The organism is Consotaella salsifontis, assembly GCF_900167365.1.
Taxonomy (GTDB): domain Bacteria; phylum Pseudomonadota; class Alphaproteobacteria; order Rhizobiales; family Rhizobiaceae; genus Consotaella; species Consotaella salsifontis.
In genome coordinates, this window is sequence record NZ_FUXL01000005.1 from 266,670 (window position 1) to 280,235 (window position 13,566).

9 protein-coding genes are annotated in these 13,566 nt (G+C 65.2%); 4 read left to right on the forward strand and 5 right to left on the reverse strand.

Features of this window, described 5'->3' with window-relative positions:
* Positions 1 to 118 precede the first annotated feature (118 nt).
* The 3 genes from B5D38_RS09390 to B5D38_RS09400 all read right to left on the reverse strand — a co-directional run bounded on the left by B5D38_RS09390 (position 119) and on the right by B5D38_RS09400 (position 5,131).
* Positions 119 to 1,663, reverse strand: a complete 1,545-nt coding sequence (locus B5D38_RS09390) for a SpoVR family protein (protein ID WP_078708143.1) — start codon at positions 1,661 to 1,663, stop codon at positions 119 to 121.
* A gap of 5 nt (positions 1,664 to 1,668) precedes the next feature.
* A complete protein-coding gene (locus B5D38_RS09395; RefSeq protein ID WP_078708144.1) occupies positions 1,669 to 2,979 on the reverse strand; it encodes a YeaH/YhbH family protein in 1,311 nt (436 codons plus the stop codon).
* A 211-nt stretch (positions 2,980 to 3,190) separates the two neighbouring features.
* A complete protein-coding gene (locus B5D38_RS09400; protein WP_078708145.1) occupies positions 3,191 to 5,131 on the reverse strand; it encodes a PrkA family serine protein kinase in 1,941 nt (646 codons plus the stop codon).
* Between the two features lie 759 nt (positions 5,132 to 5,890).
* Here B5D38_RS09400 and B5D38_RS09405 point away from each other — a divergent pair.
* The 3 genes from B5D38_RS09405 (at position 5,891) to B5D38_RS09415 (ending at position 9,157) form a co-directional block, all read left to right on the forward strand.
* Positions 5,891 to 6,889 (forward strand): ABC transporter substrate-binding protein, encoded by a 999-nt coding sequence (locus B5D38_RS09405; RefSeq protein ID WP_078708146.1) that lies wholly within the window; start codon positions 5,891 to 5,893, stop codon positions 6,887 to 6,889.
* Between the two features lie 278 nt (positions 6,890 to 7,167).
* Positions 7,168 to 8,079, forward strand: a complete 912-nt coding sequence (locus B5D38_RS09410) for an ABC transporter permease (protein ID WP_078708147.1) — start codon at positions 7,168 to 7,170, stop codon at positions 8,077 to 8,079.
* On the forward strand, positions 8,072 to 9,157 hold the full coding sequence (locus B5D38_RS09415; protein WP_078708148.1) for a quaternary amine ABC transporter ATP-binding protein: 1,086 nt from the start codon (positions 8,072 to 8,074) through the stop codon (positions 9,155 to 9,157). The genes B5D38_RS09410 and B5D38_RS09415 overlap by 8 nt, the downstream gene beginning before the upstream one ends.
* A gap of 22 nt (positions 9,158 to 9,179) precedes the next feature.
* Here B5D38_RS09415 and B5D38_RS09420 read toward each other — a convergent pair whose 3' ends face one another.
* Positions 9,180 to 10,409 (reverse strand): DUF1501 domain-containing protein, encoded by a 1,230-nt coding sequence (locus B5D38_RS09420; RefSeq protein WP_078708149.1) that lies wholly within the window; start codon positions 10,407 to 10,409, stop codon positions 9,180 to 9,182.
* Between the two features lie 4 nt (positions 10,410 to 10,413).
* Entirely contained in the window at positions 10,414 to 11,763 is a 1,350-nt protein-coding gene (locus B5D38_RS09425) for a DUF1800 domain-containing protein (RefSeq protein WP_078708150.1), read from the reverse strand.
* Positions 11,764 to 11,981: 218 nt separating this feature from the next.
* Between B5D38_RS09425 and B5D38_RS22535 the strand changes: the two genes are divergently transcribed.
* On the forward strand, positions 11,982 to 13,556 hold the full coding sequence (locus tag B5D38_RS22535) for a precorrin-8X methylmutase (RefSeq protein ID WP_245318984.1): 1,575 nt from the start codon (positions 11,982 to 11,984) through the stop codon (positions 13,554 to 13,556).
* Positions 13,557 to 13,566 lie beyond the last annotated feature (10 nt).

The window sequence follows — 13,566 nt, forward strand, 5'->3', positions numbered from 1 at the left end:
TTAGAGAGCAGTTACAACCTCGACGGTTGGCGACGTCGGCCACGGTCGCCGGGCGGAGCTATCCGCCTATCGATGCAACAGACCTTTATGCCCTCTGCATGCGGTCGCCGGGCCGTCCTCAGGCGAAGGCCTGCGCCGGCTCGGCCTCGAGCGTCGTATAGGTGCGCTGGTCGTCTTCCTCGACCAGCCGCACGCCGTAGCCCCACAGATTGGCGAGATGTTGCAGGACACGCGCCGCGTCGCCCGCCTCCAGCGTCACGCCGTCCACCACATGGTGTCTCAGAAGCAGGCGGCGATCGCCCTTGAGGTCGACGTCCACCACCTGGATATCCGGGTCCTGGCGCGCGACATCGAACTGGCGGGCGAGAGAACGACGCACCTCGCGATAGCCGTCCTCATCATGGATCGCCGCCACCACAAGATCCTCCTCGACGGGGTCGTCCACCAGGCGGAAAAGCCGCTGCTTGCGGATCACCTCGGGGCTGAGGAACTGGAGGATGAAACTTTCGTCGCGATAGTTCGCCCAGGCGTCCCGCAGCACGTCATAGGCGTTTTCTTTGCCGGCAAAATTCGGAAACAGCGAACGATCCTCGGCCGTGGGTTCGTTCGCGATGCGCTCGATATCCTGCATCATCGCGAAACCGAGCGCATAGGGGTTGATGCCGCCATAGCGCCGGTCGTCGAACTCGGGCTGCATGACCACGTTGGTGTGCGACTGGAGGAACTCCAGGAACGCACCGTCCGAGATCTGCCCCTTCTCGTGCAGCCGGGTCATGATCCGATGATGGGTGAAGGTGGCGCAGCCTTCGTTCATCACCTTGGTCTGGCGCTGCGGATAAAAGTACTGGGCGATCTGGCGGACGATGCGCAGGATCTCGCGCTGCCACGGCGCGAGGCGCGGCGCGGTCTTTTCGAGGAAATAGAGGATGTTCTCCTCCGGTAGGCCGAGCAGGGCGCGGCGCCGTTCCTCGTTGAGGTCGCGACCACCCCGCGCGCGCGGCTTGGGCAGTGTGCGCCAAAGGTCGTTATAGAGACGCTCGGCATGTTCGCGCCGCTCGATCTCCCGCCGCTGCTCGGCCACGAGGTCGAGCGAGTGCTTGCCGGGATAGCGGTGGACGCCGTTGTGCTGAAGGGCGTGGGCGGCATCGATCAAACGCTCCACCGCCTCCAGCCCATAGCGCTCCTCGCAGGATGAGATATAGGCCTTGGCGAAGGCGAGATAGTCGAGAATGGCCGAAGCGTCGGTCCACTGCTGGAAGACGTAGTTGTTCTTGAAGAAGTGGTTGTGCCCGAAGGCGGCATGGGCCAGCACGATCGCCTGCATCGTCGCGCTGTTCTCTTCCATGATGTAGACGATGCAGGGGTCGGAATTGATCACGATCTCGTAGGCGAGCCCCTGCCAGCCCTTGCGATAAAGCGTCTCGTTCCGCAAGAACTGCTTGCCGAAAGACCAGTGCTTGTAAAGCAGCGGCATGCCGGTTGCCGCATAGGCGTCGAGCATCTGCTCGGCGGTGATCACCTCGATCTGGTTCCGGTAGGTGTCGAGGCCCATCTCGTCGACGGCGATCTTCTCCACCGCGCCATAGATGCGCGACAGCATGTCAAAATCCCAGTCGTGGTCCGAGAAGAGCAGGGTGTCCTTGGATTTGACTTGATGAGACATGGGGTTCACTCCGCTCCGACGCCGTCGCTCTTCTTCTCGAAGAGCTCGCGAAAGACGGGATAGATGTCGCGGGGGCTCGAAACCTTGCGCATGGCCATCGGCAGGCTCGGCTCGAGCACCTCCGAATAGGCCCGCCACAGCGTCGTCTCCTGGCGCGGAAAGATGCCGCCCCCGCCGCGCTCCTCGCCGCCGTTCGCCACCTGGAGATAGGCATAATACTGCGAGATCGGCAGAATGGCGTTGCGCAGCAGCGCGACGGCGCGCGGATTGTCGGAGGAGAGGTTGTCGCCGTCCGAGGCCTGGGCCCCGTAGATGTTCCACTGGTCGAGGGGGAAGCGCTCCTTGGCGATGCGCACCATCTCCTCCAGCGCCGAGGAGATCACCGTGCCGCCGCTTTCCCGCGAATGGAAGAACGTGTCCTCGTCCACTTCCTTGGCCTCGTGGGTGTGGCGGATGAAGACGATCTCGACCCGCTCGTAGCGCCGGGTCAGGAAGAGATAGAGCAGGCTGAAGAAGCGCTTGGCGAGGTCCTTCATCGCCTCGTCCATCGAGGCCGAGACGTCCATCAGGCAGAACATCACGGCCCGCGCGATGGGCTCGGGATGGGTCTCGAGGCGGCGGAACCGCAGGTCCAGCGGGTCGATGAAGGGAATGGATACCGAGCGCCTCATCTGGCGTTCCAGCTCGGCCCTGAGCGTGGCGATGCGCTCGGGCGCGTCCCCTGCCGCCTCCATCTCCTCGATCTCGCGCGTCATGCGCTCGATGTCCTCCGGCGAGGGCCGGCCGAGGGCGATGCGCCGCGACAGCGAGCGCCGCATGGTCCGCGTGACCGACAGCGCGGCGGGCGGCCCGGCGGTGCGGAAACCCGCCGGCAGGCGGCGCGTCACGTCCTCGCCGATGATCTGGCGTTTGGCGAGGTTGGGCAGTTCCAGATCCTCGAGGAAGAGCTCGAGAAACTCCTCCCGCGACAGGACGAAGCGGAACTGATCCTCGCCCTGGCCGTCGGGGCTGCCTTCCGAGCCCGCGCCCCCGCCGCCGCCCTCGGGACGCTCGATGTGATCGCCCGCGATATAGGTCTTGTTGCCGGGAAGGACGTGCTCGCGCATGCCGCCGCTGGAGGTCGGGCGAAAGATCGGCTCATGGACGCCATCGGCCGGAATCGTCACGGCTCCGCCCTCGCCGATCTCGCGGATCTTGCGGCTGGCGGAGGCGTCGCGCACGGCTTGGCGAACCAGCGCTCGCGCGCGCCGGATAAAGCGTTGGCGGTTGGCGAGACTCTTGCCGCCGGGATCGACGCGGCGATCGATGATATGCATGGGCCACTCGCTTCCAGCCGAGGAAACGGGGCGAAACGCGCCCCGGATCGGCAGAGACATGATCAGCGGCGCGAACGCCGCAAATGAGGCCAGCCGGCGAGGACGGGAACTTGAGGCTCGCCCGCGGCGGAGAGGCGCCGGCCCGACGGGCCCGCTGCCCCTCCCTCGATTGTCACCTGCCGCGCCCGATGGCGCGCGGCAGGCCAGCCCGTCAGCTCGCCTGACGGTGACGCATGTACCATTCGACGAGACGGCGAACCTGGCGCTCCGTGAAGCCGCGCTTCATCATGCGCTCGACGAACTCGTTGTGCTTCTTCTCCGTGTCGCTGTCGCGCTTGGAGCCGAAGCTGATCACCGGAAGGAGATCCTCCACCTGGCTGAACATGCGCTTTTCGACGACGTCGCGGATCTTCTCGTAGCTGGTCCACGAGGGATTGCGCCCCTGGTTGGCGGCGCGCGAGCGCAGCGAGAACTTCACCACCTCGTTGCGGAAGTCCTTGGGATTGGCGATCCCCGCCGGCTTCTCGATCTTGGAGAGCTCCTGGTTGAGGAGCTCGCGATTGAGAAGCTGGCCGGTGTCCGGGTCCTTGTAGTCCTGGTCCTCGACCCAGGCGTCGGCATAGGAAACATAGCGGTCGAAGAGGTTCTGGCCGTAGTCGTGGTAGGATTCGAGATAGGCCTTCTGGATCTCGTTGCCGATGAACTCGGCATAGCGAGGCGCCAGCTCCGCCTTGATGAACTCCAGATAGTCGCGCTCCGTATCCTCGGGGAACTGCTCGCGCCGCACCGACTGCTCCAGCACATACATGAGATGCACCGGATCGGCCGCCACCTCCTCCGTGTCGTGGTTGAACGTCGCCGAAAGCGCCTTGAAGGCGAAGCGCGTCGAGATGCCGTTCATGCCCTCGTCGACGCCCGCCGCGTCGCGGTATTCCTGCATGGTCCGCGCCCGGGGGTCGACCTCCTTCAGGCTCTCCCCGTTATAGACCCGCATCTTGGAATAGAGGTTAGAGTTCTCGTGCGGCTTGAGGCGCGAGAGAACCGCGAAGCGCGCCAGCATCTCCAGCGTGTCCGGCGCGCAGGGCGCGCTGGACAGCTCCGAGTTCTTGACCAGCTTTTCGTAGATCTTCGTCTCCTCGTAGACCCTGAGGCAGTACGGCACCTTGATGACGTAGATGCGGTCGATGAAGGCCTCATTGTTCTTGTTGTTCTTGAAGGTGCGCCACTCCGCCTCGTTGGAGTGGGCCATGATCATGCCGGTGAACGGGATGGCGCCGATGTTCTCCGAACCGACATAGGACCCCTCCTGGGTCGCGGTCAGCAACGGATGGAGCATCTTGATCGGCGCCTTGAACATCTCGACGAACTCGAGAACGCCCTGGTTTGCCCGGTTGAGGCCGCCCGAATAGGAATAGGCGTCGGGGTCGTGCTGGGCGTGCATCTCCAGGCGCCGGATATCCACCTTGCCGACCAGCGAGGAGATGTCCTGGTTGTTCTCGTCGCCCGGCTCGGTCTTGGCGATGCCGATCTGCCTGAGGCGCGAGGGCATCAGCTTCGCCACCTTGAATTTCTTGATGTCGCCACCGAATTCGTCGAGCCGCTTCACGCACCACGGGCTCATCAGCCCGGTGAGGCGGCGGCGCGGGATGCCGTATTCCTCCTCGAGGATCGACCCCATCGTCTCGGGATCGAACAGGCCGAGCGGACTTTCGAAGACCGGGGAGAGCTCCGATCCCGCCTTCAGCACATAGATGGGCTGGGCTTCCATCAGCGCCTTGATGCGCTCGGCAAGCGAGGATTTGCCGCCGCCGACGGGCCCCAGCAGGTAGAGGATCTGCTTTCGCTCCTCCAGGCCCTGCGCCGCCTGACGCAGAAAGGCGACGATGCGCTCGACCGTCTCCTCCATGCCGTAGAACTCGGCAAAGGCGGGATAGGCCCGGATGGTGCGGTTCTGGAAGATCCGCCCGAGGCGGGAATCCTGAGCGGTGTCGATGAATTCGGGCTCGCCGATCGCGGCAAGCAGCCGCTCGTGCGGCCCCGCAAACATCAGCGGATCGTAGCGGCAGGCCTCCAGATAGTCCTGCACCGTCATCAGCGTTTCGCGACGCGCCTCGTAGGCCTGCGAATAGGTATCGAATAATGCGCTCGACATTACGCCTCCATTGCGGCTCGCCTCGCCTTTTGGAAAACGAGCGGAGCGGATGTCTTGACACAACAATCCGGCTCCGGTATCGGGCCGCCTGACATGGTTGACTGCTCAGACTTTCGCCACACACTGACCAAAACGGTGGCGGAGCCAGTTCGTTTCCAACGGTTTCGTCCCCGTCTGGAATCTTAACCTTTTCGTTTCCCCTCTCGCATCACGTTTTACAGAGATCGGACACGCGTCTGTCATCGGACGGGAGCAAGCGGCCGTATTGGGTGGCTCACGTTCGAGCTGAGCTCCTCGCCGGACGGTGCCGACGATCGCACCGGTCCGCCGCGATCGTCGTCCCGAAGGCGCCCCTATCGGGGGCCGCGGCTGTCGCCCCGGTCTTCACCAGAAAGCACCGGTGCAAGTTCTGCGCCGAATCGACGTCGCGCGCAGGGATTTCCCAGCGTCTCAGGCCCGTGGCAAACTTGCAAGTTAATTCGCCGCTCGACGCCAAACGTCGTGAACGCGCGCTGGTCGCATTGATCGCGCTCCTCGCACGGCGTAGTTGCGCTAGATCGTCGCAAGCTCTCCATAATATCGCCTCAATCCGCGATTCGAGGGTTGGAATATGAAACAATACACATTAAGATGCGCCCGGTAACAGTTCGAGATTCATATGATGAATCCGAACTCGCCTCGAAGTGCGTCATACTCGGATCGACGTCGGTCCTCTCTCCTTTGTCGCGCGATATCCTTTAGTCCCAAAGGGAGAAACTAGTGAAAATCCTAGCTTTGACAGCAACTATTGCTGGAATTACTTTGTCTCTTGCCTCACCCTCTGCTGCTGCGGAAGACTGCAAGCTGACAATATCGAACATGAATTGGGCCTCCGCCGAGGTGCTGGCGGCCCTCGACAAGATCATCATGGAGGAAGGGTTCGGCTGCGAGGCAAGGATCGTTCCCGGTGATACGGTGCCCACCTTCACCTCGATGGCCGAAAAGGCCCAGCCCGATGTCGCCCCCGAATTCTGGGCGAGTCAGTTCCGCGACCAGCTCGACAAGGCGGTCGACGAGGGCAGGATCGTCGTCGGCGCCAGCTCCCTGAGTGATGGCGGCGAGGAAGGCTGGTGGATTCCGGAATACTTCGCCAAGGAGCATCCCGAAATCCAGTCAGTGTCGGATGCGCTGGCGCATCCCGAACTCTTCCCCGCGCCTGAAGACCCGTCCAAGGGCGCCGTCTATGGCTGTCCCTCCGGCTGGGCCTGCCAGATCACGACCTCGCAGCTTTTCAAGGCGACGAAGGCCGCCGACAAGGGCTTCGTCCTGGTCGACACGGGCTCGGCCGCCGGTCTCGACGGCTCCATCACCAAGGCTTACGAGAACAAGAAGCCCTGGCTCGGCTATTACTGGGCTCCCACGGCCATTCTCGGCAAATACCCGATGAAGAAGCTGGAGATCAAAGGCGAGTTCGACCAGAAGACCTGGGACAGCTGCAACTCGGTCATCGACTGCCCGGACCCGAAGGTCATGCCCTGGCCGAAGTCGCCGGTGGTCACGATCATGACCCCTAGCCTCTCCGAGGCACCCAAGGCGGTTCAGGACTACTTCAACAACCGCGCCTGGGACAACGCCACGGTGAACCAGCTGCTCGCCTGGAAGGAAGACAATCAGGCCACCGGCGAGGACGCGGCCTATTACTTCCTGGAAAACAATCCCGATGTCTGGACCAAGTGGGTCTCCAAGGACGTCGCCGAAAAGGTGAAGAACGCCCTCTAGGGCGTCGCGGACGAGATGGGCGCCGCCTTGCCATCGCTTCGCACGGCGCTCCGAAAACCGGGAGACGGATGCCGGCGCACCGAGCGCGCGCCGTCTCGCCGGGTCCGGCGGAGAAGGCTCCTCCCTCTCCGCCCCTCCGCTCATTCAGCCGCAGCAGCAACAGCACGAACACCACAAGTATTGCACTGGGTCGTTCCGTCCCATCGCAAAGGTCTGCGGCTGAGCCATCTTTCACCTCACGAAGTGCCCGCGGCGCCAGAGCGCCGACCGAAGAGGATATGAACTTGGATTGGTTCGACAACGTCAAATGGCTGACTGACTTTCCGCAGATCGGCCGAAGCAGCCTCAGGCTGATGTCACGCACGATCGACCAGCACTACCGCGCCTTCTCACGAGCCTACGGAGACGACATCGAAGCCTTCTTCCGCCCCCTTCTCGACTTCCTGCTCTGGTTCGAGAAGCTGCTGATCAACACGCCCTGGTGGATCGTGCTGGCCGTCATCGTCGCCATCGTCTGGATCGCCAGCCGATCGGCGAAGATCACCGCCGGCACGCTCATCGCGCTTGTTCTGATCGGCGTGTTCGGCATGTGGGAAGACACGATGCGCACGCTCTCGATCATCGTCGTTTGCACCGCGCTCTCCATCATTCTCGGCATGCCCATCGGCATCCTGATGTCGCGCTCCAACAAGGTTCAGGCGGCCATCAACCCGATCCTCGACGTGATGCAGACGATGCCCTCCTTCGTCTATCTCATCCCCATCGTCATGTTGCTCGGCATCGGCCTCATCCCTGGCCTCATCGTCGTCGTGATCTATGCCATGCCGCCCATCATCCGCCTCACCAATCTCGGCATCCGGCTCGTCGACAAGGAGGTGCTGGAAGCGGCCAACGCCTTTGGCGCCAGCTCATGGCAGAAGCTCGTCCACGTCCAGATGCCGCTCGCCCTGCCCACCATCATGGCCGGCATCAACCAGACCATCATGATGGCGCTGGCCATGGTCGTCGTCGCCTCGCTCATCGGCGTGCGCGGCCTCGGTCAGCCGGTTCTCCAGGCGATCACCAATCAGTACTTCACCCAGGGGCTGCTCAACGGCCTCGCCATCGTCGCCATCGCCATCGTCTTCGACCGCGCCAGCCAGTCCTACGGCAAGCGGCTCCAGCGTCACCGGGAGGCCGCCCATGGCTGACGAAATCGCCATCTCCATCCGCGATCTCTACAAGATCTTCGGACCCAACGACAAAGCCCATGTCGACGCCGTGCGGCGCGGTATGACGAAGACGGAGCTCCTGGCCGAGACCCAGCACGTTCTTGGCCTGAAAGACATCAACATCGACATGCCCAAGGGCGCCATCCAGGTGGTCATGGGCCTTTCCGGATCGGGCAAGTCGACGCTCATCCGCCACATCAACCGTCTGATCGAACCGACGGCGGGCGAGATCGTGATCGGCGAGGAGGACGTGCTGGCCATGTCCGACAAGCGCCTTCGCGACTTCCGCCGCCACACGGTCTCCATGGTGTTCCAGCGCTTCGCGCTGCTGCCCCACAAGACGGTGATCGACAACGTCTCCTACGGGCTCAACATCACCGGCGTTCCCAAGCCCAAGCAGCGCGAGACGGCGGCCTATTGGATCGACCGCGTCGGGCTCGCGGGCTACGAGGACAACTATCCCGCCCAGCTCTCAGGCGGCATGCAGCAGCGCGTGGGGCTGGCGCGGGCGCTCGCCACCGACGCCGAGATCCTGCTCATGGACGAGGCGTTTTCCGCCCTCGATCCGCTAATCCGCATGGACATGCAACAGGTGCTGCTCGACCTCCAGAAGGAGCTGAAGAAGACCATCGTCTTCATCACCCACGATCTCGACGAGGCTTTGCGCCTCGGCGACCGCATCGCCGTCCTGCGCGACGGCGAGATCGTGCAGCAGGGCACCGGCCAGCAGATCGTGCTGACGCCGGCCGACGACTACATCTCCTCTTTCGTCAAGGAGGTGAATCGCGGCCGAGTGATCCGCGTCGAGACGGTGATGACGACGCCGGACGAGGGCCCGGTGGTGCCGGAACCCGGCAGCGTTCCCGTTCGCCGCGGCACGGTGATCGAGGAAGCCGCCAAGAAGATGAGCGACAAGGAGGTGACGCGCGCCCACGTCATCGATCCCGACACGCGCCAGCCCATCGGCCTTCTCACCATGCGAGCCATCATGGCGGCCATGGTGATGCCGCTGCCGGCCGATGCGCTCACCGACGAGCAGATCGAGGCGCTCGCCTGATCAGCACCCGGATGGGCGGGCGTCAGGCATTGACGAGCCCGTCCATCGACTTCACCGCCAAACTGCCAGGGAAGATTCTGGTGGAGAGCGCGCGGTCGGAGAGGCCGAGGTGGTCGCGCAACAAGCCCTTCAGCACGGCGCGCATATCCGTCGTCGGATAGAGGTCGCGATTCTCGTAGAGGTCCGCCTCCTTAAGGCCCGGCCAGTCGGCGACGACGCGTCCGCCATTGACGGCGCCGCCCAACACAAACGTCGCCGTTGCCGTGCCGTGGTCCGTGCCCTCATTGCCGTTGGCGCGGGCTGTACGGCCAAACTCGGTCATGACCACCGCCACGGTTTCTCCCCAGGCATCCCCAAGCGAGGATTTGAGCCCATCGAGGGCGCCATCCAACGCCTTGAGAAGGTTCGCCAGCCGCCCCTCCTCCGCGCCCTCGTTGGCATGGGTGTCCCAGCCGTCATAGCTGATGGCGGCGAGGCGCGGACCGTCATCTTCCGAGAGCAGCCGGCCCGCGCCCTCGGCGAGCGAACGGAACCCTCGGGCAAGATTGCCGGGACCGGCCACCATGCCGCCGGCCGCCAGCTCGTCCGTCGTGATGCCTTCCTGGAGGACCTTCGCCATCGTCGGGTCGAGCTCGCCGTAGAGCGCGGCGAGACGCATGACCGTGTCGGAGCCCGCGGGCTTGAAGCTTGGAGGCGACCAGGTGAGGGTCGGCGCGGCGCCCCGAAGAATGAGGGGCACCGTCGGCCCGATGGCGAGTCCTTGGGCGGGGCGGACCTTCTCCCCTTCCGGCAGTGCCGCCGCGACGCGATTGAGCCAGCCGTCATCGGCGGCGCGAGGCCCCGCCATGCCGGTTTCCAGCACATCCTGCCCGTCGAAATGAGAGCGGTCGCGATAGGCCGTCGCGCAAGCGTGGACGACGGCCATCTCCCTCGACCGATAGAGTTCGGCGAGCCTCGGCATAGCGTCGTTGAGCGCAAAGGTTCCGTCGAGCGGGAGAACGCCCCGCCCGTCCGCGCCGACGGCGAGATCACCGCGCAGAGCGGCATAGCCCGGATCGCCGACCGGAGGCACCACGGCGAGCCCATCCATCGCCCCGCGCAGGACGATCGCCACGAAGCGCGGGTCGCGCACCGTCCCCGCAAAGGCATGACGCGGCATGTTGGCCCAGGCAACGAGAGCACCGGCTCCGACGATAAAGGAGCGGCGGGAAGGGCAGAGCCGGGCATCGGCAAGAAGATCGGCGCGGGTCATCTGGCTATCTCCTTTGAAATTCCGGGCTCATCATGAGCAGCGTCATGCCTTGCGTTGGAGATTCGGCGCGCTCGATCGCCTGACGCGTCTGCCGCGAAAGGCGATCGCCGAGAACAGCCTCGGCCTGCTCGCGCGGGTCTTTCACCCTGGCTCGGGCGGCAATGCGCTCGGCGATCTCGACGCGCGTCGTCATGGCGTCGGGAGCGAGCCACACCGCCGTCTCGTCCTTGAAACCGGCCGGCGAAGGCGGGTCCCATAAGGGTTGCCCCAGGGAGGCGAGGGCCCGCTGAACGAAGGGCGCCTCGACGGAGATCTGCGATGCGCGCAGCGCCGCGAGAAGGAACTCCTGCGGGCTGCGGATCTTGGTGACGGGTTCGCTCCAGGCCAGACCCGCGAGGACCAACGTTTCCGCCACCGCGCGAAGATCGCCCTGCGTCTGGAGAAAGCGCCGCGCCAAAAGATCGACGAGGGACGGCGGCGGCACATCCGCGACGAAGTGGCGGACGAGCTTCTCGGCGATATGGCGCGCCGTCGCGGGGCTCGCGGCAAGGCGCGAGAGCACGGCGAGCCCCTGTTCCTCGCCCGCCTGCCGGTAGGCAACGCCCATGACGTTCTGCGCCCCTGGTTCATGCGCGTTCCTGTTGAAGGCGAAGCGGCCATAGAATTCGGGCCGGCTTTTGTCGCGCCCGAAAGTCCAGCCCGTAAGCACCTTGGCAAAGGCGATGACATCATCCTGCCGATAGCCGGCTGTGACGCCGACGGTGTGAAGCTCCATGATCTCGCGCGCGTGGTTTTCGTTGAGTCCGCGCGAGCGCCTTTTGCCGGCGCGGCTGTCCGGCCCGACCGAGCTGGCATTGTTCAGCGAAAGCAGCATGGCGGGGTGGCGCGTCGCCGCCACCAGCATGTCCTCGAAGCGTCCCGCGACATGCGGGCGGATGGCTTCGCGCTCGAAGGCGCCCGCCATGGCGCGCACGGCTCCCGACGTGCTGGCCTGGACAGCGAAATGGTTGGCCCAAAAGGCGACGAGACGTTCGAGGAAGCCCGTCCTCACCGTCATGGCCCGTTCGATGCGCGCGGCGAGCTCCGCGCGGTAGATGAGCGCCTGGGCGTTGGGCTGCCTTTCCCCACCGTCCGCCCCGTCACGCCGCATCTCCTTTCGCTGGCGCATGTCGTCCTGGACCTGCCCGAACAATTCGTCGGATGGGCCGAGGCGGTTCGCAAGCGATGCGGGCTCAGCCCCGTCAAGGGCCGCAAGGAGGGCGCGTATGGGCTCGTCCCCCAGCGCGTCGAGATCCCCCGGCCGCGCGCCGAGGCCGAACCGTGAGAGAGCCAGGGCGGCGGATGGTCGGAACATGGCTGGGCCTCACTTCGGGCCGCTAAAGGCGGGGCCCTTTGCTCGATGCATGCCGGATCGAAGGAGCATAGCGGCCGTCAGTCGTCGAATTCGTGGAGTTTCAGCGGCGAATTCAAGGCGCTGCGCGTCGTTTCGTGAGATTGCGCTTCACTGTTTGACGGCGCACCGCCCGGCGGCTTATCCCATGGCCGGGCGCTCGGCGCCGCAACGACCTTCCGATGAAGAATGAAGACGAGGACCAGATGACCGCGCTCTTTGATCGCTATCTCGCCGTCGACTGGTCCGCGGCCAACACCCCCTCGCGCGGGCGGGACTCCGTCTGGATCGCGCTGGCCGAGCGGGACGGCCGCGATGTTTCCCTCCTCGACGTCTCGAATCCTGCGACCCGCAGCGAGGCGATGGCGATGGTGGAGGCCGTCTTCTCCGCCTCGCTCGCCGAGGGCAAGCGGGTCTTCGCGGGCTTCGACTTCCCCATGGGCTACCCGGCAGGTGCCGCCGCCGCGATTGCCGGAGAGCCGAACTGGCGCGCGCTCTGGACGCGTCTTGCCGAACTCATCCACGACCGCGACGACAACGTCTCGAACCGCTTCGAGATCGCCGGCCGGCTCAACCGCGACGTCTTCGGCGCCTCGCCCATGTATTGGGGCCGTCCCGACCATCTTCGCATTCCCGGCCTGGAGATGACGCGGCCCGCCAAGACCGCCGAGAGCCTTGCAGAATACCGTCTCGCCGAAAGCCGCGCCCGGCCCGCGCAGCCGGTTTGGAAGCTGGCCTTCGCCGGCAGCGTCGGCAGTCAGGCGCTGATCGGCATGGCCCGCCTCGCGCGGCTTCTCGAAAGTCCCACGCTGGCCGATCACCTTCGCGTGTGGCCGTTCGAGACCGGCTTCGATGCAGATCTCTCGGCGCCGCTCATCATCGCCGAGATGTATCCCGGTCTTCTTTCCATTGATCAGGCCGACAAGTCGTGCCGCGACGAGGCAGAGGTCACGGCCATGGCCGAGATGTTCGGCCGGCTCGACGCCGCTGGCCGTCTCTCGACATTGCTGGCGGCGCCCGATGATCTCAGCGCCGAGGAGCGCGCGCTGGTGCTCGCCGAGGAAGGCTGGATCGTCGGTGTCGGGCGCGCCATCGCCGAGGAGGCGGCCGCGGCGCCCTCCCCCATCCGCAAGCTGGCCTTTCTCGGGGACTCCAACGCCGTCAGGGAGGAGACCGCCCGCGTCATCGCCACGGAGACGGACCTCTCGTCGGTGCCGGAGGAGGCCCGCCGACTCGTCACCGATCTGGTCGAGGCCTGTGCGATGACCGACATCGTACCCGACCTTGTCATATCGCCGGAGGCGATCGTGGCGGGGCGCCAGGCGCTCGAATCGGGCGCGCCGGTGCTGTGCGACAGCGAGATGGTGGCGCAGGGCATCGACCGGGCCGCGCTGCGCGCCGGCAACAAGGTCATCTGCCGCCTCGGCCATCCGCAGGCGGGCACCGCCGCCGAACGCCAGCAGATCAGCCGTGCGGCCGCGCAAGTGGACCTTTGGGACGATCTTCTGCCCGGCGCCGTGGTGGCTCTGGGCAGCGATCCGGCAACTCTCTTTCGCCTTCTCGAGCGGCTGGATGAGGGCGCGCCCCGGCCGGCGCTGATTCTCGCCTTCCCCGTCGCCCTTGCCGGCGCGGCGGAGGCAAAGGCCGAGCTCGTCGAAAACCCGCGCGGTATCCCTTTCATTACGCTCGCCGGCCGCAGGGGCGGCGCCCCTCTCGCCGTCGCCGCCATCGAGGCGCTGGCGACCTCGGAGGATTGAGGACCAGCGC